General features: G+C 68.1%; 25 protein-coding genes and 5 pseudogenes. 11 read left to right on the top strand and 19 right to left on the bottom strand.

Annotated elements, in window-relative coordinates:
* Positions 1 to 43: 43 nt before the first annotated feature.
* On the bottom strand, positions 44 to 1411 hold the full coding sequence (locus BL254_RS13235) for an FAD-binding oxidoreductase (RefSeq protein ID WP_047223969.1): 1368 nt from the start codon (positions 1409 to 1411) through the stop codon (positions 44 to 46).
* Between the two features lie 134 nt (positions 1412 to 1545).
* Here BL254_RS13235 and BL254_RS13230 point away from each other — a divergent pair, with 134 nt between their 5' ends.
* The 3 genes from BL254_RS13230 (at position 1546) to BL254_RS13220 (ending at position 4267) form a co-directional block, all read left to right on the top strand.
* Positions 1546 to 2352, top strand: coding sequence for an IclR family transcriptional regulator (locus BL254_RS13230; RefSeq protein WP_076843449.1), 807 nt, complete (start codon positions 1546 to 1548; stop codon positions 2350 to 2352).
* A 233-nt stretch (positions 2353 to 2585) separates the two neighbouring features.
* A complete protein-coding gene (locus BL254_RS13225; RefSeq protein WP_083731062.1) occupies positions 2586 to 3014 on the top strand; it encodes a MarR family transcriptional regulator in 429 nt (142 codons plus the stop codon).
* Positions 3011 to 4267, top strand: coding sequence for an SDR family NAD(P)-dependent oxidoreductase (locus BL254_RS13220; protein ID WP_162233234.1), 1257 nt, complete (start codon positions 3011 to 3013; stop codon positions 4265 to 4267). The genes BL254_RS13225 and BL254_RS13220 overlap by 4 nt, the downstream gene beginning before the upstream one ends.
* Before the next feature lie 140 nt (positions 4268 to 4407).
* On the opposite strand, the gene BL254_RS13215 is transcribed toward BL254_RS13220, so the two are convergent.
* Positions 4408 to 5028 carry an NAD(P)-dependent oxidoreductase gene (locus BL254_RS13215; RefSeq protein ID WP_047223971.1) on the bottom strand — a complete coding sequence of 207 codons (621 nt, stop codon included), beginning with the start codon at positions 5026 to 5028 and terminating at the stop codon, positions 4408 to 4410.
* A gap of 106 nt (positions 5029 to 5134) precedes the next feature.
* On the opposite strand from BL254_RS13215, the pseudogene BL254_RS29430 reads away from it, so the two are divergent.
* Positions 5135 to 5413 (top strand): annotated as a pseudogene (locus BL254_RS29430) (winged helix-turn-helix transcriptional regulator); the annotation flags it as partial.
* 402 nt (positions 5414 to 5815) lie between these two features.
* Here BL254_RS29430 and BL254_RS26040 read toward each other — a convergent pair.
* Positions 5816 to 6236: pseudogene (locus BL254_RS26040) on the bottom strand (IS5 family transposase); the annotation flags it as partial.
* Between the two features lie 153 nt (positions 6237 to 6389).
* Here BL254_RS26040 and BL254_RS13195 point away from each other — a divergent pair.
* The gene (locus BL254_RS13195; protein WP_052914761.1) at positions 6390 to 7160 is read left to right on the top strand and encodes a class I SAM-dependent methyltransferase; all 771 of its coding nucleotides are present in this window, start codon (positions 6390 to 6392) and stop codon (positions 7158 to 7160) included.
* Positions 7161 to 7192: 32 nt separating this feature from the next.
* Here the strand turns inward: BL254_RS13195 and BL254_RS27050 are convergent, their stop codons facing one another.
* Positions 7193 to 7357, bottom strand: coding sequence for a hypothetical protein (locus BL254_RS27050; protein ID WP_157180538.1), 165 nt, complete (start codon positions 7355 to 7357; stop codon positions 7193 to 7195).
* A 240-nt stretch (positions 7358 to 7597) separates the two neighbouring features.
* Between BL254_RS27050 and BL254_RS26035 the strand changes: the two genes are divergently transcribed.
* Complete coding sequence (locus tag BL254_RS26035) at positions 7598 to 7825, top strand: hypothetical protein (protein WP_139342294.1); 228 nt, start codon at positions 7598 to 7600, stop codon at positions 7823 to 7825.
* Here the strand turns inward: BL254_RS26035 and BL254_RS13190 are convergent.
* From BL254_RS13190 to BL254_RS13170, 5 genes are all read right to left on the bottom strand, one after another.
* Positions 7822 to 8211: an integrase core domain-containing protein gene (locus tag BL254_RS13190; protein WP_076843447.1), complete on the bottom strand. Its 390-nt coding sequence runs from the start codon at positions 8209 to 8211 to the stop codon at positions 7822 to 7824. The genes BL254_RS26035 and BL254_RS13190 overlap by 4 nt on opposite strands.
* A 129-nt stretch (positions 8212 to 8340) precedes the next feature.
* Complete coding sequence (locus tag BL254_RS13185; protein WP_139342293.1) at positions 8341 to 9984, bottom strand: hypothetical protein; 1644 nt, start codon at positions 9982 to 9984, stop codon at positions 8341 to 8343.
* Positions 9985 to 10003: 19 nt separating this feature from the next.
* Positions 10004 to 10315: a hypothetical protein gene (locus BL254_RS13180; protein ID WP_076843445.1), complete on the bottom strand. Its 312-nt coding sequence runs from the start codon at positions 10313 to 10315 to the stop codon at positions 10004 to 10006.
* A 109-nt stretch (positions 10316 to 10424) separates the two neighbouring features.
* A complete protein-coding gene (locus BL254_RS26030) occupies positions 10425 to 10733 on the bottom strand; it encodes a hypothetical protein (RefSeq protein WP_139342292.1) in 309 nt (102 codons plus the stop codon).
* A gap of 478 nt (positions 10734 to 11211) precedes the next feature.
* Positions 11212 to 11700 carry a helix-turn-helix domain-containing protein gene (locus BL254_RS13170; protein ID WP_217699281.1) on the bottom strand — a complete coding sequence of 163 codons (489 nt, stop codon included), beginning with the start codon at positions 11698 to 11700 and terminating at the stop codon, positions 11212 to 11214.
* A 268-nt stretch (positions 11701 to 11968) separates the two neighbouring features.
* On the opposite strand from BL254_RS13170, the gene BL254_RS13165 reads away from it, so the two are divergent.
* On the top strand, positions 11969 to 12394 hold the full coding sequence (locus BL254_RS13165) for a tautomerase family protein (RefSeq protein ID WP_047223979.1): 426 nt from the start codon (positions 11969 to 11971) through the stop codon (positions 12392 to 12394).
* A gap of 26 nt (positions 12395 to 12420) precedes the next feature.
* Here BL254_RS13165 and BL254_RS13160 read toward each other — a convergent pair whose 3' ends face one another.
* The 4 genes and pseudogenes from BL254_RS13160 to BL254_RS13145 all read right to left on the bottom strand — a co-directional run.
* On the bottom strand, positions 12421 to 12636 hold the full coding sequence (locus BL254_RS13160; RefSeq protein ID WP_235433650.1) for a hypothetical protein: 216 nt from the start codon (positions 12634 to 12636) through the stop codon (positions 12421 to 12423).
* 94 nt (positions 12637 to 12730) lie between these two features.
* Positions 12731 to 13288, bottom strand: a pseudogene (locus tag BL254_RS13155) (pyridoxal-phosphate dependent enzyme); the annotation flags it as partial.
* Between the two features lie 563 nt (positions 13289 to 13851).
* Positions 13852 to 14130: a hypothetical protein gene (locus BL254_RS27045; protein ID WP_047223981.1), complete on the bottom strand. Its 279-nt coding sequence runs from the start codon at positions 14128 to 14130 to the stop codon at positions 13852 to 13854.
* A gap of 17 nt (positions 14131 to 14147) precedes the next feature.
* A pseudogene (locus tag BL254_RS13145) lies at positions 14148 to 14330 on the bottom strand (GNAT family N-acetyltransferase); the annotation flags it as partial.
* Positions 14331 to 14358: 28 nt separating this feature from the next.
* On the opposite strand from BL254_RS13145, the gene BL254_RS13140 reads away from it, so the two are divergent.
* Positions 14359 to 14631, top strand: a complete 273-nt coding sequence (locus BL254_RS13140; protein WP_052914763.1) for a TIGR02452 family protein — start codon at positions 14359 to 14361, stop codon at positions 14629 to 14631.
* A gap of 305 nt (positions 14632 to 14936) precedes the next feature.
* Here BL254_RS13140 and BL254_RS13135 read toward each other — a convergent pair whose 3' ends face one another.
* From BL254_RS13135 to BL254_RS13115, 5 genes and pseudogenes are all read right to left on the bottom strand, one after another.
* A complete protein-coding gene (locus tag BL254_RS13135; RefSeq protein WP_047223983.1) occupies positions 14937 to 15383 on the bottom strand; it encodes a MarR family winged helix-turn-helix transcriptional regulator in 447 nt (148 codons plus the stop codon).
* A complete protein-coding gene (locus tag BL254_RS13130; RefSeq protein ID WP_047223984.1) occupies positions 15380 to 15856 on the bottom strand; it encodes a MarR family winged helix-turn-helix transcriptional regulator in 477 nt (158 codons plus the stop codon). The genes BL254_RS13135 and BL254_RS13130 overlap by 4 nt, the downstream gene beginning before the upstream one ends.
* A 124-nt stretch (positions 15857 to 15980) precedes the next feature.
* Positions 15981 to 17855 (bottom strand): hypothetical protein, encoded by a 1875-nt coding sequence (locus BL254_RS13125; RefSeq protein WP_139342290.1) that lies wholly within the window; start codon positions 17853 to 17855, stop codon positions 15981 to 15983.
* Positions 17856 to 17860: 5 nt separating this feature from the next.
* The gene (locus tag BL254_RS13120) at positions 17861 to 18583 is read right to left on the bottom strand and encodes an ABC transporter ATP-binding protein (protein ID WP_047224036.1); all 723 of its coding nucleotides are present in this window, start codon (positions 18581 to 18583) and stop codon (positions 17861 to 17863) included.
* 168 nt (positions 18584 to 18751) lie between these two features.
* Positions 18752 to 19681, bottom strand: a pseudogene (locus tag BL254_RS13115) (NAD-dependent epimerase/dehydratase family protein).
* Positions 19682 to 19814: 133 nt separating this feature from the next.
* On the opposite strand from BL254_RS13115, the gene BL254_RS13110 reads away from it, so the two are divergent.
* From BL254_RS13110 to BL254_RS13100, 3 genes are all read left to right on the top strand, one after another.
* Positions 19815 to 20951 carry a GlxA family transcriptional regulator gene (locus BL254_RS13110; protein ID WP_083731047.1) on the top strand — a complete coding sequence of 379 codons (1137 nt, stop codon included), beginning with the start codon at positions 19815 to 19817 and terminating at the stop codon, positions 20949 to 20951.
* Positions 20952 to 21029: 78 nt separating this feature from the next.
* Complete coding sequence (locus tag BL254_RS13105; protein WP_047223986.1) at positions 21030 to 21290, top strand: hypothetical protein; 261 nt, start codon at positions 21030 to 21032, stop codon at positions 21288 to 21290.
* Positions 21291 to 21558: 268 nt separating this feature from the next.
* Entirely contained in the window at positions 21559 to 22374 is an 816-nt protein-coding gene (locus tag BL254_RS13100) for a DUF899 domain-containing protein (RefSeq protein WP_076843442.1), read from the top strand.
* Between the two features lie 143 nt (positions 22375 to 22517).
* On the opposite strand, the gene BL254_RS13095 is transcribed toward BL254_RS13100, so the two are convergent.
* On the bottom strand, positions 22518 to 23384 hold the full coding sequence (locus tag BL254_RS13095; RefSeq protein WP_047223988.1) for a class I SAM-dependent methyltransferase: 867 nt from the start codon (positions 23382 to 23384) through the stop codon (positions 22518 to 22520).
* Positions 23385 to 23398 lie beyond the last annotated feature (14 nt).

Genomic DNA, 23398 nt, shown 5'->3' with positions numbered 1-23398 from the left:
TCCCCTGCGAGGACCCGGACGCCACCGGGCCCCTCCCCCGTCATCACGAAAAGATCGCTCCTGGGTTGAGGATGCCCATCGGGTCGAGCGCCTGTTTGATCCGCAGCGACAGGCCGAGCACGTCCGGGCCGACCTGATCGACCAGCCACGCCTTCTTGAGCCGGCCGACGCCGTGCTCGCCCGTGATGGTGCCGTCGAGGCGGATGGCCAGGTCCATGACCTCACCGAAGGCCAGCTCCGCACGTCGGGCCATGTCCTCGTCCGCCGGGTCGACAACGATCAGCGGATGGGTGTTCCCGTCACCGGCGTGGGCGATCAGCGCGATCGTGACCTCCCGGGCCGCCGCGATCGCCTCGATCCCCGCGACCAGGTCGGGCAATCTGGGGAGCGGGACACCGACATCCTCGAGCAGCACCCTGCCTCGGCGTTCGACCGCCGGGATGGCACTGCGGCGCGCGACCACGAACGCCTCGCCGGCCGTCGCGTCGTCGGTCTCGAAAACCTCGGTGGCACCGTTCGCCTCGCACGCCGCGGCCATGGTCTTCATCTCGAGCTCGGCGGCGAGATGCTGGCTGTCCGAGCGTGCCACGAGCAGCGCGGCCGCGTCGCGGTCGAGCCCCATCCGCAGCATGTCCTCGACGGCGTTGATGGACGTGCGGTCCATGAACTCGAGCATCGCCGGACGCACGGCCGAGGTGATCGCCAGGATCGCCCTCGTCGCGTCCAGCGTGCTGGCGAAGGTGGCCACCAGCGTGCTGGTCGGCGGCTGGGCCGGCAGAAGTCGCAGCGTCGCCTCGGTGACGATCCCCAGAGTTCCCTCACTGCCGACGAACAGCTTGGTCAGCGACAGACCGGCAACGTCCTTCAGCCTCGGGCCACCGAGGCGCACGGCCGTGCCGTCGCTCAGCACCACCTCGAGGCCGAGCACGTAGTCGGTGGTGACGCCGTACTTGACGCAGCACAGGCCGCCGGCGTTCGTCGCGACGTTACCGCCGATCGAACAAATCTCGAACGACGACGGGTCGGGCGGGTACCACAGGCCGTGCTCGGCAGCGGCAGCCTTCACCTCACCGTTGAGCAGCCCCGGCTGCACCACTGCCATGCGGGTGAGCGGGTCGATCCGCATCGTCCGCATCCKCTCGGTCGACAGCACTATCCCGCCGTCCACGGCGGTGGAGCCGCCGGACAGCCCGGTGCCCGCCCCCCGGGGCACCACTGGAACCCGGTGACGCGCCGCCCAGCGCACGGCGGTCTGTACCTGTTCGGTGCTCTCGGCGCGCACCGCGGCCAGGGGCATGGCCGCCCGCGGGTCGGCGGCCCGATCGCGACGGTACTTCTCCAGCAGGTCGGGGTCGGTGACAACCACACCATCGGGCAGTTCGTCAACCAGTTCGGCGAGCGCCGCGTCCACGAAAGCATCACCGTCTCTCGGTGTCGCTTGGTATCGTTATTTCACGATACGGAATTTTAATATTACATTGTGAAAGCAGAGGCTAGATCGGACGGCAGGCAGCGGTCAAGACAATGCGGGAGGCTCGGAAAGTCATGACCTTCGATCAACACCCCACGGCGACGGGAGCCGCGGATGACCCGAACACCTCCGGAGCCGCCGGGGTGCAGTCGGTGCAACGTGCCCTCACCGTGCTCGAGGTCGTCGAGGCGGCACACGGAGCGTGTTCTCTCAGTGAGATGGCCGCGGCGACCGGGCTTCCGCTGCCGACCATCCACCGGCTCGTCCAGACCCTCGCCRCACGCGGCTACCTCCGGCGGCTGCCCGACCGCCGGTACTGCCTCGGCTCGAGACTCGTCCCCCTGGGCGCGGGCGCGAACGCGCTGTTCGGCGAGCGGGCCGGTCCGGTGCTGCGCGGGCTGGCCGACCAGCTCGGCGAATCGGTCAATCTCGCGGTGCTGGCAGGCAGCCTCGCGGAGTACGTGGCGCAGGCGCCCGGCTCGCACTCGATGCGGACGTTCACCGAGGTGGGACGGCGGGTCTCGCTGTACTGCACCGGCGTCGGCAAGGCGCTGCTGGCCATGCTCCCCCCCGACCGGACGAGGACGATCCTGGAGACCTCACCGCTGACCCCGCGCACGCCCACGACGATCACGGACGTCGACGAGCTGCTGAGCGAGCTGTCGCTGATCCGTTCGCGCGGCCACGCCCTCGACGAGGGGGAGATGGAGATCGGTGTCCGCTGCGTCGCGGTTCCGGTACCTGCGGTGCCGCTCATGGCCGGGTCGCCCATGGCAGTGTCGGTCTCGGGGCCAACTGTGCGCATGACCGACGAACTCGTCGAACGTACGCTGCCCGCGCTCGCGCGCACCGCCTCCGAGCTCGCCGACGTCCTCGTCTGACGCTCCCGCGACCTCATCGGGGCCGGTGGACGCCAACCTGCCCACGTCCAGTTGATTTTCGGACCAGAGGTAGCGAGAACGGTACGGGCAGCGTCAGCTTGACCGAGTCGCCTCCCAGCATGATGTAACAGCACTTATATAAGTACTGTTACGATAGCTGGGTGACGGTAGACAACACCCCTGACCCGACCGAGCGCAGCCGCTGGCGGCCATTGCGGCTGCTGCAGGCGGCGATGGACGCTGACATCGCCCGGATCTACGCCGAGATGCCCGTCGAAGGGCTCAAGCCGAGCTTCGTGATGGAGCTGATCCGGCTGCACGCGCACGGCCCGATGACAATCACCGAGCTGGCCGAATCGGTGCAGCGCACCCACTCGGCGATAAGCCAGAAGGTGGCCGCGATGCGCGCCGCCGGCTTGGTCCGGACCACTGCGGGTGCCGATGCCCGCAGCAAGAAGGTGACGCTCACGGCCAAGGCCAGCCGCGTCGTGGACCGGCTTGCGGCCGAATGGCGGGCCACTGAGGCCGCCATCGCCGAGATCGAGGCGGAGATCCCGTACCCGCTCAGCCGGGTCGTCACAGACATCGAGGAACTACTGCGGCGTAAAAGCTTCCACGACCGGATCGCCGAGAAGCTCGCTGAAGACGTCGCATGGGGGTGAGGCGCACACTGATCGATCTGGCCCCCCTGCGATCGTCACCACAGTTCCGGCGGCTGTGGATCGGCCGGGCGTTCTCCGGATTCGGTAGCCAGATGGTGCTCGTCGCGGTGATGTTCCAGGTCTGGCAGATGACGAAGAGCACCGTCTGGACCGGCGCCGTCGGCCTGGCGCAGGCGGTTCCGATCATCACGTTCGGACTCTTCGCAGGATCGATCATCGATCGCAGCAACCGGAGGAAGTTCTACCTGATCGCCATTACCGGCCAGGCCGTGTGCTCGATTCTGCTGGCGGTGCAAGGGCTTTTTCGGGCACCTGCCGGTGGACGGCGTGGCCTCGGTGCCGCGCTCGTCGACGAACTTCTGACCCGGGGAGCACGGAAGGTGTACGCGACAGGGCAAGAACCGTCCGAGGATCCTCGGCCGCACATCGAAACCCGCGCCTTGCAGGTGCGGTCGGCTGAGCCGGTGAGACGTCTCGTGACCGACGCACCCGATGCCAAAATCATCATCAACAACGCGGGTGTCCTCTATCCCGCCCCGCTGCTCACGGCCGACATCGAACGCTCGGCAGCGACGTTCGACATCAACGTCCTGGAACCCCTCCGCACGTGTCAGGCGTTCGCCCCGGTACTGGCCCGAACCGGAGACGGAGCCATCGTGAACATCAGCTCCCTTCTGGCCTGGCTCGCCGGCAGCGGTGTCTACGGTGCGTCGCAAGCAACGCTCTGGCCGCTGACCAACTCGCTCCGGACAGAACTGGCTCCGCAGCACATCCAGGTCCTCGGCGTCCACGCAGGATTCATCGACACCGACATGGTCACACAGTTCAACCTTCCGAAAACCACTCCACAAGCCGCCGCCACCACCATCCTCGACGGACTCGATGCCGGGGACGCCGAGGTACTCGTCGACGAAATCAGCAATGGCACATGGCGGCCTTATCGTTCGGGTTCTGATTGGTCGCGCTTTCATTGTCCCGAACGGGAGGCCACTTCTTTCGCAACGACAGGCCTGGGTTCCGTCAACTCAAGTTCGGCGACGCGCCGGCGACGCACCGCCGACGCATCGCCGCTGGATTTCCGAATCGTCGCTCGAACCGCCGGAGAGAATACCCGGCGTGCAGTTGGCGCGCCGGGCGACATGCCAGCCAGCCTCCGTGGCGGGCGCGAGCAACCAGGACGCGGGAAAGCAGTAAGAATCTCCCCATACAGGCGGAAAGGGGGATTATTTCGAAGCTACCCGACCATCAAATGAACTTTATGTAGGTTATCATCAAAAATGACCGATTCTCACAGATAGCGTTCTCGATCTGTCCCATGGGACAGATCGAGAAGATGGCGGCCGGCGTGTTGTCCATTCCCGGCGAGGTCGCGACCCGTCTCGCTGATCGGTGCCTACTGGACGCTGACGGTGGCGCGGTGGTGGCGCGGTTCCTCGATCTCGTCGAGCAGCGCGATCGCGAAGTCCGCGTACCCGATCCGGCTGGCCGGATCGCCATGCTCGGCGATCCGATACCGGCCGGTGCGCGCACCGTCATGGTCGAAATCCCCGGCGGGAGCGACGTACACCCAGTCGAGCTCGCAGGTGCGCAGCACGTCGAGGCCCGCCGCATGACCGAGGGAGAAGGAACGGTACTCGTTCGGGTAGCCGGGCTCGTCCATCAACGGCGCGCCGGATGCCCCGGGCAGGATCGAGGACAGGCCGACGACGACCAGGCGGCGCACGCCCGCGTTGGCGAGCCCAGTGACCAGAGCGCGGGACGACGCGGTGAAGAAGTCGTGGACCGGTACGGACAGGTCGACCTCGGCGCTGATCGCTGCATCCTGCCCGACCGCGGCACGCTCGACGCTCACCGCGTCCGTGACATCACCCGCGAACACCCGACCGTCGGACGGCAGGTCGCCATGACGAGCGGGGTCGCGCACCACGGCGGTGACCTGGTGGCCGCGGCGATGTGCCTCGGCGAGAACCTGCCGCCCCGCACGCCCGCCCGCGCCGAACACCACAATGTTCACAGCAACCCCTCTTACTGGAGCCGGTGCCCTGCGCCGGCCGGTGCGCGGACGCTATCGGGAATGGCGGTTACCGCGGGGATACCGGCTGCCTGGCTATCATGAGGCTGTGAAGGAGCCCCTGCGCGCCGACATGTTCGACGAGCTGTGCCCATCCTTGCTCAACCCGATCCGCTTCGGCGACAAGTGGGCGGCGCTCATCCTTCGCTGCCTTGAAGACGGGCCGCGCCGCTTCTCCGAACTGCGCGTGCCGCTGAGCCGAGTCACGCCCAAGGTGCTCACCCAGTCGCTGCGTTCCCTCGAACGGGACGGCCTGATCACCCGCACCGTCCTGGATGCCAGGACCACTGCCCACGTCGAGTACGAGCTGACCGCGCTGGGCCGCAGCCAAAGACGCGCGCCGCGCAGGTCACCCGCTTCTTGCAAGCCCGCAGCCCCTCCTCAGTGAGCCACTGTCGGTGCTCTTCACCGTGTGTCCACGAACTGCGGAACCCGGGACACGCAGCGGCGGGTGGACCGCATGAACGCCGCCGACGCGCGGCGTCGTCGGGAGGCGCGCGCCGCCGAGTACCGCGCAGCCTTGGCCTATCGGCGAACGTGAGGCTGCCGGCGAGTCAGGGTGCCGTCGGGGGCTCCCGCGGCAGTCGCACCAGCAGGATCAACCAGAGGAAGGCGGGTCGGGTCGCCGAGCGGCACTACCCGACTCGGCCGGCACGTCGACGGCGGAGGTGACGTCGATGGCAACCAGCAGCGGCAAGCGTTCCGCCAGTATGCCACCGCGGAGGTCGTCCACGAGCGGTATGAGAGCCTGATGGTCGTTGAGGTTCGCGGCGGACACGGCAACGACGAGCGGGAGCCCGTTCCCGTCCGGCAGAATATGGATCTTCGAGCCTTTCTTGCCGCGGTCGACCGGGTTCGGCCCGGTCAGCGAGCCCCCGTTACCTTTTCGCCCGCAGACTCGYCGCGTCCACGATCGCCGAGGACCAGTCCACCTCCCCGGCAGCGCCGTGCGCGTCGAGCGCCAGCCGGTGCAGCTTCGGCCAGATCCCCGCCCGCGTCCACGCCTGGAACCGGCGATGCGCGGTCCGGGTCGACTCCCCGAACTCCGCGGGCAGATGCCGCCACGCACAGCCCGACGTCAACACGTACACGATCGCGGTGAACACCGGCCGTTCGTCCGCCGGCCACCGAGCCCGCCCGCGCTCCCCCAGCCTGCCTGGATCAACCCACCGCCGACAGCGCCCGAGCAACCAGCCGATGACACAGAACAGACCAGTCAGTAATTTTCACAAGATTCCACCTCGATGATGTTGACAGGTTCCGGGGTGGCTGCCTGCCTCGGACGAAACGGTGGTGGTTAACCAGTGGCTGACACTCGACCCACAGCATCCGGCGACGCTGCGGCTAACCGGGAGGTGTGGACCCGCACGAACGTCAAGTACACCGACCAGAGCGCTGAGCGTGCGTGGGCCGCCGAGGAGATCGCCTGGGACGTGCCGGAGGTCGACCTGGGCGTGCTCGGGGACGTCGATGGCTTAGACGTGGTGGAGCTCGGCTGCGGCACCGCCTACTTCTCGGCCTGGCTGGCCCGCCGGGGCGCCCGGCCGGTCGGCCTGGACGTGACCCCGTCCCAACTCGACACCGCGCGCCGCTGCCAAGAGCGTTTCGGCATCTCGTTCCCGCTCATCGAGGCCGACGCCGCCGACGTACCGTTGGCCGGCGGCGGTTTCGACCTCGCCATCTCCGAGTACGGGGCCAGCCTGTGGTGCGACCCCGCACGCTGGGTGCCTGAGGCCGCACGGCTCCTACGGCCGGGCGGCAGGCTCGTCTTCCTCACCAACAGCGTCTTGGTCGCTCTCTGCGTACCCGACGGCGAGGGACTCGCCCAGGAGCGGCTGCTACGGCCTCAACCCACGATGTACCGGATGCAGCTGGCAGGCGGCGGGGTCGAGTTCCACCCCGGCCATGGCGAGTGGATCCGTATCTTGCGTTCCTCCGGCTTCACCGTCGACGCTCTTCATGAGCTCCACGCACCGCCCAAAGCAAGGGACCACCCTTACTATGAGCTCGCGACGGCGGACTGGGCACGGCGATGGCCGGTAGAGGACCTGTGGGTGGCACACCTGCCTTTCTGACCACCACAGGCACCCCCGAGCAAAACGTGCTCTCAGCCTGGATGCACCGATCGGCTTTCGCGACCATTCCGGCCGATCTGTAGCGACATTTGGGCGAGGGGGCCGTTGATCAGGTCGGCGTTGACCTGTTCGATGATCGCGTGGTCGCGGTGCTGGTCCTCGGCCTGGGGCGGGGTGAACGGGCTGTCGGTGAACACGGCGTGGTAGCGCCAGGTCGGGAACAGTGCGCCCTGGCCGGGGCTGGCCTTGCGGTTGAGGGCCTTGATGCGGCGGACGATGAGGCGGGCGGTGACCGGGGACTTCGTGTGGGCGAAAGCGGTGTAGGTGGTCTCGGCGATCTCGGCATCCGAGATCCATGCGTTCAGGTCCTCGTCCCAGATCGCCCGGGGGTAGCGGATCGGCGTCCACGCCGTCTCGTCGATGTTCGCGCAGGCGGCGTGGATCGCGGTGTTCTGCGGGGTGGTGATCGAGAAGAAGACGCCCTGGCGGCGGGCGGTGGCGACGACGTCGGCGGTGTAGAAGCCTGCGTCGCCGCGGGCGACGATGATCCCGGTGGCGCCAGCGTCGCGGGCCGCGCCGACGGTCTCGGCGAGGAAGCTCGCCGCGCCGCGGAGGAGACGGCGTTGCCGCCGCGCCGCCGGGTGGCCGTTGACCTGGTCTTTTAGGCGACTCGTTCGTATTCGTTGATCATGCCGCCGAGGACGGGTCGGCGTTTGACGTGTTTCATCGTGACGTCGCTGATCGGGTGCTCGGGCCGGGGCGGTCGGAGGTGGAGGCCRCGGTGGGGGCGTTGTCCGTTGTAGTGCCGCGCGTACCCGGCCGGAACAGTACGCAGGTGCCGTGCACCGAAGATCAGCATCCGGTCGGTGGCCTCGGTCCGGACCGTGCGGACGGAGCGTTCCGCGTAGGCGTTCGCCCGGGGAGTCCGGGGTGGCATCGTGACTGCTTCGATGCCGGCATCGGCGAGGACCGCGTCGAAGGACGCGGTGAACTGTCCGGCCCGGTCACGGAGCAGGACCCGGAAATCGGCCAGCCGATCACCGAGGCCCATCAGAAGGCGCCGGATCTGCCGGGTGGTCCACCAGCCACGCTGTCACATCCGCCCAGGTCACAGGTCCAGGCCGACCTCTGGCACCCCGCAGGACGTTGTCGCGCGCTCGACTGAGGCCGGGGTCTGGGTTCAGCCCACGGGAGCCGTTGACTCGAGGAGGACTTCCAGGGATGCCGCTCGGTTGTTCCACAACCCGAGATCGAGTGTGTCGGCCACCAGCTCCAGGCGCTCGCCCTGCAGGCCAACCTGGTCGAAGAGACGGACGACGAGACCGCGGGGCACCAGCACGACACTGATAGTGGCCGTGCCGAGCRCCGTCTTGCTCAGGTCGTCGTAACGGCCCGGCTTGAGAAACAGCGGGCGTCCCCACGCGAAGTCGAGTGCCACCACGTAGTCGATGAACGGCGCCGCCCCACCCGCCTCGTACACAACCAGAGACGAGATGGTGTCATTCCACTCCATCGGGACCGTGGGCGTGTCCTGAGCGAAGTCGATAAATCGGCCCTGGAACCAGGCATGCTCGTAACAGCGCACGACGAGCCCTTCCGGCACCTTGAAGGCACTGATCGAGTCGTTCCCCACGCCACCCATCTGGCCGCGCGCGTCGTCGTACCAGCCTGGCGGAAACTTCTGTGACCGGCCGGGGATACCCTGCCATTCGTCGAGGTAGTCGGCATGTAGGAACGCCTCAACCGCTCCCACACCCGAGTTCCTCTGACGCTGCGGAAGCCGGAGGCCGTCCGGCAGAGCAAGCGCGAAGAACTCGGCTGCCTCGACGCTGTCCACCACCCGCGAGACATGGTCGTCAAGCGCGTTGATGAGACGGGTCACCTCAGCGCTCCATCCGGACAGGATGGCGCTGGTCGGCGGGTCCTGAAAATACTCAGGGTGCAGTAGCACCAGCTCGATGTCGTTGCGTAACGTGAGGAGCTGCAACCGCTTGCGGAGCCCGTCCTGAAGGACCTCCTGCTGTCGTCTGAGATCAAACCACGACGGCTCACTCGGAAAGATCAATGACGAGTAAGGAGTGGCCAGGACGTAGATCGCCTTGGGCGCCTGCTCGACAGCGATGRGAAATGTCGCCAGCCGCTGGTTCACCTGGTCAAGTGTCGCAGTGTAGCTGACCTGATCGCCGGTACCTCCGCGTTGATAGGTCGATACGCGCACCTCAGAGCGCGACCGGATCTCCTCAATCTCTTTCTTGAGGCTGGCGTCGACCGAGCCGCCCGCGGCGATCCCGTCGAAGGACGCCTTAAGCGAGACGGCAAGCTTCGACTGGTCTTCAGTCCGTTGCGAGGTGATGGAGATGACAGCGAGATACTCGCCGCCGCTGCGGATTCCGTTGATGAAGAGATCGCCGTATCTCTCCCGGAACCGGTCGGTGCGCCCGTCGGCAACGAGCGCCTTCGCGTCGTCAGTCGGCTGCGGGTTAACGATGCGCTGGAAACCGGTGGTCATGTAGGTACGCGCCACCAGGAAGGTTGACTGCGAGTTGAAGCGAGATCTCTCAGCGAAGTCGAACTTACYCTCCGACTGGAAGAGCCCGTACCGCCCCTCCGCGCTCACGGTGACGCCGAGCGACGACATCAGCTGCTCACTGGAGTTGATCAGCCGGGTTTCGTATTCGATCTCCGCCCCGAGATCCCCCGTCGGAGACTCTACGTCTGCGAAGGTCACGGCTTGGACCGCTCCAATGGCCCCGTTCAGGTCGTTGATGCCAACCCCCAACGCCATCCCGTCCTGGAAGGGCACTTTTCTCTGCACGGCGGCCATCGCCCGCTCCTATATCCGGTCAACGCAGTACGCGAAGGACTTTATCGACAGCACCCACGACGCCCCACCCAACAGCCCGATCAGACAGACAGACAGCGATGRACTCCCCGACAGCCGGGGTGAGAATCCTGCCGAGTACCGCGGAGGAGATGCTGCCACCGAGCCCGGCCACGACCGTGACGAGGGCTCTACTCGCCGGGCCCAGACCCTTCCACCAGTCGACCACGGTCCGCACGCCGTCCGCCTCGAGCTGATTCGGGTCGTCAATCGCGGCGTCCACGGTCGCGCCAACCTCGTTGGTGAAGAAGAACGTGAAAGCATCCCGGGACATGGGACCATTCACTTCTCATGCGATTTCACCTGAGCCCACCTGATCGAGTCCTTCCCGGCATATATCCAGCATCCGCGAGAGAGTCAGCCCCGAACTGTTGTTGAACGTTTTAAGTAAGCTGGATATATTCGACACCGCGTTGATCTCCGGCAATGCGAGGATAAAAACAGGCACGATTTTCGCCGCTGGTCTCGTCAAATCCCTCGCGCACCGCGGTGGCAAGGGAGAAGAACCAGTCCGTGGCGCTGTCCAGCGAACGCTGGACCGACTCCTCGTCAGGAATAGCGGCGGCAACCACCGGAATACCGGAGACGGAGAGGACCTCCGCGTACTCGTCAGCAAACACCACCACAGCCTCCCCCGGACGGCCAAGTCTCATCCAGAACCCGGCTGTCAGCACGATGTGTCTGACATCCATAGTGGCACCGACCAACTCGGCTAGTCCAGAGGCGAGGTCGGACACCACGCAACAATGCGAGTACCGAAACCCGCTCGGCATCTCGGCCTCAAGCACGGCGCGGGAGCCAGGGATCGCGCGCTGGGTGCCAGCCGGCGAGCGCGGGGACGCGGGCGCCGGGACGGCCAGGCCGGTCACGACCGCCGCGCGGCGATGATCGGCTGACCCCGGCGCACGGCTATGAGCGCGCGGGAGGGACAGCCGATCATCGGCTCCCGCCGCCTGTGCTCCCCGTCGATGTGGTCGACGTCGCGGCCCGCGGTGGCGGGAACGACAGCCCGCTTCATTGCCCCACGGGCCGCCCGGCGCGGAGCCCGAGCCGGGCAGGCCGGGGGCCCAGATGTCGGTACGGCGCCGATCTCGGCATCTGCCTCCGAGGGGGCAGCGGCCAGCGCGACTCCTTCGGGCCGTTCGAGGGAGGTACGTGTGAAGTCGGGGTCTAGGAGTTCGCGCGTCCGGCAGGGCTGTGTACTGCCACCTGGATCTGCCGAGATTCGAGCTGGGGTGTGTCGGGTGTTGCGACGAGGGCGACACGCACCTGCTGCTGGGTGGTGACGTCGTGAAATCGGAGCGGCGGTCCGTCCGGTTGTAGGTGAGCGTCACCCCACTGGATAAGCGCCATGATCACTGGTAACAGTTCCTCGCCGGCTTCCGTCAGACGGTACTCGTCGCGGGCGCGGTGTCCGTCGGTGCGATACGGGGTGYGGGCGATCACGCCGGCGTCCTCGAGGCGGGAGAGCGCTCGGGCGATGGTCGGGGCAGAGGTGCCGACGCGGCGTACGAAGTCGTCGAACCGCGTGGTGBCGTAGAAGAGCTCCCGAACGACCAGGAACGATGCCTTGGTAGCGAGGATGTCGAGGGTCCTGGCCGCGGAGCACGCGTCGGCTGCCCACGCATCGCGATCCTGAAGCGGACCTACGAGCCTCATCGCCATGCGCCTCACGCTACCGACCCTTGCCGCTGGATCCGGCCTTCGCTACCCTGACTAACGATATCGTTAGCCAGGAGGGTGATGTGGTTGCAATCGAAGGATGTACTGCCATGGTGACGGGCGGACGGCGCGGCCTCGGTGCCGCGCTCGTCGACGAGATCAGCATACGCACCAGGGCTTCCCTGTCAGCGGACGTTCACGAACTGATGTTCGCACCCTGACCGCCACCGGCACGTACCACCCAACGAAGGAAAGGCCGGCATCCATGCCACTCTGGAGGATCGACCATACCGAAGGGATCTTCACTGACGAGGACAAGGCGAGACTGGCCGAGTCCGTCACCGACCACTACGCGCAGTTCGGACTGCCGAGGTTCTACGTCGTCGTGGTGTTCAACGAGACCTCGGCCTCCAACTTCTACGTTGGCGGGGAACCCGGGACGCCGGCTGTCCGGGTCTCCATCGATCACATAGCGCGCACCAACCCCGACGAAGCGGCTCGCCAGCGAACCTCGGCATGGATCGGGCGGATCCTGAACCCATTCATGGCCAAGATCCCGGGAGTGCACTGGGAGTTCCACGCCGACGAGACGAGCCGGGATCTTTGGCTCATCAACGGACTGGTGCCACCACCGGAGGGTTCGGAGGCTGAACAGGAATGGGCCCGTTCGAACCTGCCGTCGGTGTACTGACGCGAAAGTGCCGCGGTCGCCTGGGCTCAGGGGGCCTGGCCGGGTAGAGACGTCCAGCGGTCCGGATCGGCGCCGCCGAGCCAGCGGTCGATGTCCGCACGCCACCACACCCGGGTACCACCCCAGGCCCGGGTGCGATTGACCGTCGCAGCCGGCGCGGGAGCGACGGGATCAATCCGCAGCCGACGGTCGACGGCCTGCCGGGTCAGGCCGAGGACGACAGCGATGTCGGAGGACCCCACGAATACCGGCGGCTCATCCACGGCACCCGACGATAACCGGCCCGGTCACGCACGCAGTCCGGATCCGCGTACGACGCGAAGACCCCATCCGCGGCAGGTGGCCCGTCGACCGCCTCACGGATCCCGCTGACCAGTCGAACGACGGCACGGTGTCCACCAGTTCCAGGCCGATGGTCGCCGCGCCCTCGCAGGTCTCGATGTCCAGGCTGTCCTCGACCAGCCGGATGCCGTCGTACCGCGCGACGGCCGCCGCCCGCGCACGAGCCATCTCGAAGTCGCCGTCCACCAGCTCCACCCTGGCGTCCAACGCACGGATACGATCAAGCTTGACCGCGGGCGCGAAGCGGGATGCCACGACGGTGACGTCGAGCCCCCGGCCGCGACCGGACCAGGCCAGCGCCTGGCCAAGATTGCCCGCGCTGGCGCACACCACGGCCCGCGAGCCATTGCCGGCGAGCAGGCTCGCGACCACCTCGGCGCCGCGGGCCTTGAAGCTGCGGACCGGATTCGCCGTTTCGAGTTTGATGCTCACCGCRCACCCGAGATCGGGCTCCACCGCCTCACAGCGGTACAGCGGAGTATCGAGAAAAACCGGGTCGATCACCCCGCGAACCGCCCGGATCCGAGCAGTATCAAGGCGCGTCTCCCGCACGACACAGCAGCGTAGCGCGGGTCGGAAGAAGAAAATCGTGGCGGTGGCGGCCGGCTGAGACAGGCACCGGAGCGGTGGCGGTGGCGAGGTGGTCGGGTCGGGAGACCCGGGCGCTGCGTGAGGCACGACGGATGAGCGTGCGCGCTTTCGCCGCCCACCTGGGTGTCACCGTCGCCTCCGTCTCCAACTGGAAGCGGCGCGGTGAACGGATCCGGCTGCGGGACGAGACCCAGGAGATCCTCAACCGGGATCTCGACCTGGCCGGTGACGACGCCCACCCGCGGTTCGAGGCGACGCTCGCCGGCTCGTCAGCAGGGACCAGCCCGTCGCCGGTAACCGATGGCCTCGGTCCCATCCTGGCGCCTGCTGGCCGGGGTGCCGCCGGGGATCGCGTCCAGCATCGGTTCCGACTGCTACAGCGAGACGCAGGCGGCAAACAACGCGGCCACCGCCTACATGCCGCTGGGAATACCGAAACAGGTCCGCCACCACCTGGACCGGACGCTGCCCGCTGTCAACACACTCGCCACTGGTCACGTATGCGAGAACGGGTTCTGCGACGATCACGGGACGAAGATCGAGCTGATCGTGATGCCGTGCTCGTCGCGCTTGGTCGGCACGATGTCGTTCGCATACGCATCCTCAAGGGGGACGTCCGGCGCGAACAGGTGGCGCGGCACGGTCCGGACAGCCAACTCGATTTCCTCCGAGACGATCGAACCGTCGGCGACGAGCTCGTCGGCGAGGCTGTTCCGCAGTTTCGCGGCATGCGAATCCAAGGCTGTGTCAGCCACCAGTTCGTCCTCAGTCTGCTCGTGGATGTTTCCGTCGGCGCCAGACACGCCACGGATCTACATATTTAGGAAACGGCGTCGGATGACGATGCCGGTGATGCGGGGTCGTGTGGCCATTCGTGTTCCAGGACGGAGTAGAGCAGGCTGTCGCGCCACACCCCGTTGGTGTGGACGTGGTCGCGGATACGGCCCTCGTAGGAGAAACCAGCCCGTTTGACCACGGCGACGGACGCGGCGTTGTCCGGACCGCCGCCGCCCCCAACCGGACCGCGCTCCTTGCACACCCAGCCCGCACGCGCCTCCGCCGTCACGACCGTCCTGCACCGGCGCGCCGGCCGCGTGCTGACCGTGGCCGCCCACCACGGATACCGCCGCCTGATCCTCGGCGCCTGGGGCTGCGGCGTCTTCGGCAACAATCCGGCAACCGTCGCCACCGCCTTCGCCACCCACCTGCACCACAACCCATGGTTCGACCACGTCGTGTTCGCCGTCCTCGACCACCAGGCCGGCACCCCCACCTACACCGCCTTCGCCCAGTCCTTCCCGTAGTGCCAGGAAGGGGTGCGAAGCGATGTCGCACCGTGTAAATAGGTTAACCAATATGGAGAGTCAACCGTCCGGCCATTAACTCTAAGAAAGCAATCAGCTTCACAGTGCACGCGAACTGACGGACTGGATGAGCCGCCCCGCGGAGCACTTCAGCATGCTCCGGAGACTGGTCGAGATCCTGACGCAGAGTACGTATGACGAGGACGCACCGCCCCACATCACAAGATCAAAATTAGTGAACTGTGGACAGTCAGGGACGATCACCTGGCCCTGCCCCCGGATCCGAAGGCCGACATTTGCTGCGTTCATCTGGCAAGTTCGGCGTTGGCGCGTTCGGTCACGGTGGCGAGCACGCGGCGGGCGATGGCCAGTTCCTCGGTCGGAAGGCCACCGTAGAGGCGCTGGGTGATCCGTCCGATRCCTTCTCGCACCTGCTGGAAACGAGCGGTGCCGGCCGGCGTGAGCGTGATCTCCGGGCCGTGTGCGTCGGACGGCGTGCGGCTGACCAACCCCTGGCCGACGAGCGCGGTGAGAGCGTCACGCACGGCCGGTCCGTCGATCTTCAGAGTGTGGACGACGCGGCCCACCACCTTGTCCTGGTCGAGGGTCGAACCGTTGGTGCCGAGGACGTTGAGGATCACCCAGTCGTGGAACGAAGTGCCGGTCTCGTCCAGTAGTCGGTTCAGGACCGCTCGGGTGGCCTTCTCCGCCTGCCCGATGTCCTGGCCGGTGAGGGTAGGGGTCTGGGTCATCGGTGTTCTCCTGTCTGGGGCGCGGGAAAAGGCGCGCCGTCGGGTGGAGCTGGCTTGTCGGGGGACGCCGGTGCTTCGAGCGCCGGTGCTTCGAGCAAGGTTCGCAGGGACTCGATCAACGCCTGGGTCGCCGGGCTGCGCAGACCGCCGAGCGGCGCGGTCAGTTCGTCCTGCAGTCCGCATACCTGTTCGACGGCGCGGGTCGCGACCTCGCGCCCTCGGTCGGTGAGGGCGAGCTGCACCGCCCGGGTGTCGTCCGGATTGCCGGTGCGCTCGAGCAGCCCGGCCCGCTCGAGCGCCCGCGCCAGTTTCGAGACGTAGAGCGGCTCGAGCCCGGTGACGTCGGCAAGCTGCCGCTGGCTCGGCCGTCGGCCGGCCCGCTCCATGCTGAGCAGCGGTGCCACGACGGCGTATTGCGCGTGGGTCAGCCCCAACGGCGCGATGGCCCGGTCGATCGCCGACCGCCACCGCATCGACAACCGCCACACCAAACCCGTGGGCGGGACCTCGTGTGACTCTGGCACGAAAAATAGTGTACATGGCTTCTATATACATGTACATCGACTCCACCTTCGACCAGTGCTCATGGCGGACGGATCAGATACCGGTGGCCGGTTCGGCGGTGGCTGGTTCGGCGGTGTGGAGCCGGTGTTCCTCGGCCTGGCGGGCCACCTTCTCCCGCAGCCGCTTCGCCTCGGTCACATAGATCCAGCCCGCCAGGCCGAACGCGGCCAGGCCGAGCAGAAGCATTACCGCGATGGTGGGCCACTGCAGGTCCGGTGGCATGTACAGCGCGAGGAACCACACCTTGGCGACGCCGCCACCGAGTTTCATGCCGATGGGCACCAGGGCCTGCGGAAACAGCGCGATGCATCCGATGATGAAGCTGGTCCACAGCAGGCTGCGCCCGGCGCGCGGCATGACCTTGAGCAGAGTGGCACCCTCGCCGACCTGTTCGTCCTGGTCTTTGCCGACGCGCATCAGGTACAGCAGCTCAGGCCCGCGCGTGCGCAGCCGGCGGGCGGCGGTCCTGCCCAGCAGCGCGAACGAGAGCACCCCGGTCAGCGCCGCGACCGCCACGCCCGCCCAGGCCAGCAGCGGCTCGCCGAGCCTGTCGCCCGCGAGGACCGTGCCGAGGGCGGGTGYGGTGAGGACCAGTACCAGGAACATCATCACGAACGCCTGGCCGGTGACGTCACCGCGGTCCAAAGGCGAGTTCCTGTTGAGGTGCGGGTCGGGGCCGGGCACGAGCTGATCTGTCGCGACGACCGGCAGCAGGCCAGCACCCGCGCCGAGCGCCGCTGTGGTGGCGGCCAGCGCCCACGGCCACAGACAGCCGTGCATGGCGGTTCCGACCACGGTCAGGACCAGCGACAACGGCCCGAACAGGGTCAGCCAGGCCCACTGCCTGCCGCGCACGTCGGCTTCTTCCGAGGCAGGCACCAGCAGGGTCAGCCACAGTGCCGTGCCGTCCTGCCCGTACAGATTTGCGCTGCTCACCGCACCCATGAGCGCGGTGAGCGCACCGACGAACGGCAGGAACACCGTCGAATCGAACAGCAACGGCAGCACACCGCTGAGGATCGCGAAGGCGGGGGCGACGACCAGGCTCTGCACACGCAGGGGGTCACGCAGCCAGGTGCGCATCTCCTTGACGTACACCGCGCCGGTCGCGCCACGTTCGCGTGCGGGCGCACGAGATGACCCGCGCACCACGGCGCGGGCCAGCCGCGGCGGGCCGAGCAGGCGCGACCACAGGGCCAGCAGCACGACGACCAGTACCGCCAGCGCGACCAGGGGGCCGACGGTCCACATCCAGTGGCTGCGGGCGGCAGCCTCGACGGCCAGCAGGCCCCAGCTCGACGGGAAGGAACGCACGACCATCGAGAAGCCGTGCGAGAAGCCGGTGCTGAGGATGGCGTCCAGGGCGGTGAACGCGATCCAACCGGACTGGCTCAGCACGAGCATCGCCGCGGTGATGACCGCCGTGACGGCGCCGCCCGTGCGCGAACGCGCGAGCGCGCCGAACAGCCGCGCGGTCAGACGCGACAGCAGCACGACCAGGGTGACCTGCAGGAACAGCGCTGGAATCGACACGATCACCGACACGGTGCCTAGTCGGGCCGCGAAGACGACCATCGCGGTGAACGCGGTGAAGGTGACCGCCGTCGTGATGCCGACACAGGCCGCGGCGAGCAGGCCAAGGGCCAGCCTGCCGCGGGGGATCGGCTCGAGGGCGAAGTGTTCGGCCCGCAGCACCGGTTCGCCACCGAACGCGGGACCGAGCATCCAGCCGAACATCCAGATGGCGAACATGACCGCGAGCAGGTCCATCAGCGCGGTCGGCTGGTCGAAGTCGAGGGCGGCGACCGCGATCGTGCCGATGGCCAGGCCGAGACCGACGAGTCCGCCGGTCAGCATCCAGGTGGCCCGCGTGCCGGTGATCGAGTGGCGCAGGATCGCCAGCTTCATGCGGATCAGGACACCAACCACGACAGGCCTTCCCCGCCGCCGATCTCGACGCCGACCAGGTCCACGAACGTCTCCTCGAGTGACCGGCCGCCGCGCACGTCGTCGAGCGGGCCTGCGGCGACCACCCGGCCCTTGGCCATGACCGCGACCGTGTCGCACAGCTGCTCGACCAGCGCCATCACGTGGCTGGACAGCAGGACCGAACCGCCTGCCGCGACGAACCGGACGAGCAGGCGCTTGAGCGTCGCCGCCGATACCGGGTCGACCGCCTCGAACGGCTCGTCGAGGACGAGCAGTTTCGGCCCGTGCAGCAGCGCCGTGGCCAGGCCGATCTTCTTGCGCATACCCGTCGAGTAGTCCACGACCAGGGTGCGCTCGACATCCCCGTCGAGCTCCATCACAGCGAGCAGTTCGTCGACACGCGCGGTCACCGTTCCGGCGTCGAGCCCGCGCAACCTGCCCACGTAGGTCAGCAGCTCACGGCCGGTCAGCCGCTCGGGCAGCGCCAGCCCGTCCGGCAGCACGCCCATGAGCTGACGCGCGCGCAGCGGGTCCTTCCACACGTCGACGCCGAAGACCAGCGCCTGTCCCCCRTCGGGTCGCAACAGCCCGACCGCCATCGACAGGACGGTGGTCTTGCCCGCGCCGTTCGGTCCGACGAGCCCGTGGAACGACCCGGCGGCGACGGTGAGATCAACATGTCTGACCGCGGCGTACTCCCCGAACATCTTGTGCAGGCCGGCCAGGCGGACGGCGGCCTGGCCCCCGTCGAACGCCGGAGTGTCCCCGGCCCCGTCCGCCTGCTCTGCCACCGCGTTCACGCCGCGATTCCCCTTCTGTCCACCAAACCCACCAGACGACGACCTTGACCGTCCCGCCCAGAGATGGCCAAGCCGTCAGCGCGTGGATCGGGCATGCTCCGCGGCCATTTCGGCCAGGACGTCATCAAGCGGCGTGGACGTTACGCCCAGGGTCTTCACCGCCGACGACGCGTCGAGGATGTTGGGACGGTCGTACAGGTACAGCATCTCGGGAACCTCCGCCATGACAGGGTCGGTGCGCCCGATGTCCTGGAGTTCCCGCAGGGTCATGCGCTGGAGCCGGGGGGTGGGCACACCGGCCGTCTCGGCAAGGCGGCCCGCCAGCTCGCGCACCGCGGCCTGCGACGTGGACGGCACGTGCCAGACCCGCCCCCAGGATTCGTCATGACCGGCGGCGGCGATGAGCGTGCGCGCCACGTCACCGGTGTAGGACCAGCTGTGCGGCGCGTCGAGGTCGCCCGGATACGAGGCAGGCACACCGGCCAGCACCTGCGCCCCCACCATCAGGGTGAACGGCGAGTAGGCGCCGGCGCCAAGGTAGTCGTTGGCGCGGACCTCGGTCACGCGTACCCGGCCCGCGTCGTGAGCGGCGCGGGCGTCGTGCCACATCTGTGCCCGGACACGGCCCTTCTCGCTGGTCGGCGCCATGGGCAGGTCCTCGGTGGCGGGGCCGTCGAGCGGCCCGTAACCGTAGGTGTTGCCGAGCATGACGTAGTCCGTACCGGCGCGTTCCACCGCCGCCAGCAACGCGGCGGCCAGAGGCGGGAACAGGGCAGGCCACTGGTCGTACGGCGGCATGGCTCAGTTGAACAGCACGTCCGCTCCGGCGGCCAGTTCGACAAGCCGAGTGGTGTTGGTGGCGTCAGCGGCGACACGTTCGATCCTGGGGTGCGCCGGYCCGCTACCGTGGCGTGTGATGAGACGGACCTGCTCACCGGCGTCGGCCAGCAGGCGGGCGGTGGCTGATCCGGTGGCTCCGGCACCGACGATGACGTGCAAGGACACGCGTTCTCTCCCAGATCGTGGAGGTGGAGTAGGGGCCACCGGGCCGATGGCCGCGGCGGCGTCCTCACCACCCTGCGCGTGCAGTGAGCCATAAGGTAGTGGCCTGAATGYCATACTTCTGGAGGTTCAGGCCATGCATCAGGTCGCCGTCCTCGCAGTCCCCCCGGCCACCACGTTCGACCTGTCAATCCCCGAACTGGTACTCGGTGAGATGACCGTGGACGGTCGCCCCGGCTACGAAGTGCGCATCTGCACGGTCCAGCCGGGACCCGTCRCCACCACCGGCAGCCTTGAGGTCGCCGTCCCCCACGGGCTGGCGGCCCTCGACGACGCCGACACCGTCATCGTCACCGGAACCAGCGCCCGGGAGGACATCGACCCGCGCATCCTCGAGGCGCTGCGCCACGCGTCAGCCGCGGGCAGGCGCGTCGTCTCGATCTGCACCGGAGCGTTCGTCCTCGCCCAGGCCGGACTCCTCGACGGCCGCAGCGCCACCACCTACTGGGCCAAGTCCGACGAGTTCCGCAGACGCTTCCCCAGGGTCGACCTACGCCCCGACGTGCTGTACGTCGAGGACGGCAACGTGCTGACCTCCGCCGGGCTGTCCGCCGGCATCGACCTGTGCCTGCACCTGGTGCGCACCGACTACGGCGCCGCGGTGGCCAACCACATCGCCCGACTGGTCGTCGCGGCACCGGTGCGGCCCGGCGGGCAGGCGCAGTTCATCGAATCGCCGCTGCCGCCCGAGAACGGCACCTCGCTGGCCGCCACCCGCCAGTGGGCACTGGAAAGGCTGCACGAACCACTCACACGCGTGGCCCTCGCCGCCCATGCCCGCACCAGCATCCGCACCCTGACGCGTCGATTCCACGCGGAGACCGGTCTCAGCCCGCTGCAATGGCTCCTCCACCAACGCGTGAACCGGGCGCGGGAACTGCTGGAGAGCACGGACCTGCCCATGGAACAGGTCGCCCGGCTCAGCGGCCTCGTCACCACCGACTCCCTCCGCCAGCACCTGTCGAGACGAACCGGACTCACACCCAGCGCCTACCGCGCCACATTCACCCGGCGCACGGACCGAGAGGGATCTGTTGCATCCAGYGGAATCAGGACACGACAAACACCGTCGAACCGCGACCCAGCCCGCCAGGGCGAGCTCGGCGAAGACAGCCGACAGCCGCAACGGCGGGCCGGTGTCGCTCCACCGCATGGCGTTGTCGGTCCTGCCATACCAACCCAAGCCATATTGGAAGCCGGACACATCCGGTAATGCCGCATCCAGGGAGGACGGTGCCCGGTCAGCCGACCTCTTTCTGTCCCTCCAGAATGTCCTCCCCGACAAATTCCCTTGGAGGATCTGACGATTGACGCGGTATTCACCCAGGAGAACCGCATTGCCCGCATCTTCGGCTACGGCATTATCGCCACACGCATCGACCTGCTGCACCGCTACGCCGCCGCCGATCTCGACGAGCCGCGGATATCAGCACTCTGCACCGGGCAGTGCCCGGTCTCTACGCCTGGCCGTACGAGTACTGCCACGTCCGGCAGACCAACCGGTCCCAGCTCGGCATCGCGCTCATATGCGCTGGTCGGCCCGCTGCACTGACCCGGCCTGCGTTGGCGGACGTCAACGGACATAGGCGGACGAAGTACACGACAGCTCATGATCCGTCGGTCGTGGGTTCGAGTCCCACCGCCCCACCAACCGTCCCTGAGAGCGCGTCTGTGAACTTGTCAGCCCGACGTGGTCCGTGCAGGCTCGGCTGAGGGCGCCTCCTGCCGCGATGAGTTCCGGCCGGGTCGCGCGTCTGTTCTGGTGACCGTCGTAGGACGTCGGACGACGCTGCCCGGCACGAGACACCACGGAGGACACCATGACAACCACGCCGGACGACCCGACCACCGCGCTGCCCGGTCGCCCGCCCATCGTTGACCTGGCCACCTGGCAGGCCGCCCGTGACGAGCTTCTGGTCCGCGAGAAGGCCCACACCCGCGCGGGCGACGCCCTCGCCGCGGCCCGCCGCCGGCTACCGATGGTGGAGCTCGACGGGGCGGTCGAGGTCGTCGGGCCTGACGGCCCGGTCCCGTTCCTGGACCTGTTCTCCGGCCGCGACGAGCTCGTGGTCTACAAGCACATGTGGTACGACGGCGCGCCGCACCAGGGGCAGTGCGAGGGCTGCACCACCACGGCCTGGCACCTGAAGGACGCCGTCTACCTCAACGCCCGCGGCGTCTCGTTCGCCATCCTGACCACGGGCCGGTGGGACGAGGTGGCCTCCTACGTCGCGTTCATGGGCTACACCCAGCCCTGGTACTCGGTGCGCGACGCGGACGCGCCGGTCGGCGGCARCATGGGTTCCCTCACCTGTTTTCTGCGCGACGGCGACCGCGTGTTCCTCACCTACTCCACCACGGGCCGTGGCAACGAGCCGGTCAACGGGTCCCTCGGCCTGCTCGACATGACGCCCTACGGCCGCCGCGAGGCGTGGGAGGACAACCCCGCCGGCTGGCCCGAGGCCCCCCAAACCGGCTCGCCAGTCGGTGGGCATGGCGCGCCGATCTGCTGGTACTGGCGCACGGACGCGGACGGGAACGCCACCTGGGGCCCGACCAGCCGCCCCGTGCCGCAGTGGACCCGCCCCGGCGCGACCCCCGTGGAGACTCTCGGCCGGCACGGCCACCACCACTGACACGCCCTTCGTCGACGGCGTCGGCACAAGGCGTCAGGCACCGGGCGGAACCTCCGGACGATGCGCACGGCCCCCGCGCTCGGTCGGTGGGCGGTTCGCCCGGAAGGTGAAGGACTCCCGATAGAAGAGGGGCGGCCGTCTGACTATCGGTCGCGACGGTGCCGTCTCCGCTCGCCGTCCGGCCGCCGCCAGATCATGATTTCGGTTGCCGGGAGACGCTCGGCGAAGCGGCCGTCGGGGGACGTTTGCCGCAGGACCGTGCGCAGGTCCCGTTCGAAGTCGTCGCGCCCGTCGCCGAACAGGTGCGGGGCGGAGTCGGACCGGGAGAACACCCATGCCACGATGTCGTCCGCGCCGCGGCGGACCACCTGCCCGGCAGGCACGACATGCCGTTGGACGTTCTCGAACCCGGCGCCTGCCAGGACCGCGTCCTCCCGATCCGGCGTGCCGTCGACGAGTATCCCCTGTCCTGCGCGGCGTACCGGGCCCAGGTATCGACGGACCAGCTGGCTGATCCCCGCGTAGGGAGGAGAGGGCAGCGGCAGCGGCGTGGGATCGGCGGGCGGGCTCTTGTGGTCGCTCACGTGGACGAAGGCACCTCCCGGCTCCAGCATGTCCCGGACGGTGACGGCGACACGGTCGCGATCCGTCCAGTGGAAGGACTGCGCGAACACCACAACCCGGAACGCACCCAGACCGGCCGGCAAGTCCTCGGCACGGGCAGCCACCCACCGCGCGTTGACCACCCCGCGCCGCGTGGCCTGGCGTTCGGCCTCGGCCAGCATGCCCTCATCGGGGTCAACGCCGACCACTTCGGTGCAGTACCGCGCCATGGCGAGCGAMACGGTGCCCGGCCCGCAGCCCACGTCGAGGAGCCGGCCCCGACCGTCCAGGCTGAGGGTTGTGGCCAGTGTTTCGGCGAAGCGGGGAGCATACGGCAGCCGGCCGCGCTCATAGTAGGCCGCACTTCCCTGGAACAGGGTGCTGTCCCACTGCCATCCGTCTGCCATGTCAATCCTGTTGG

Source organism: Protofrankia sp. BMG5.30, from assembly GCF_001983005.1.
Lineage (GTDB): Bacteria > Actinomycetota > Actinomycetes > Frankiales > Frankiaceae > Protofrankia > Protofrankia coriariae.
Note: the sequence above shows the minus strand (reverse complement) of the source record. Positions and strands in the feature narration are given on the sequence as shown.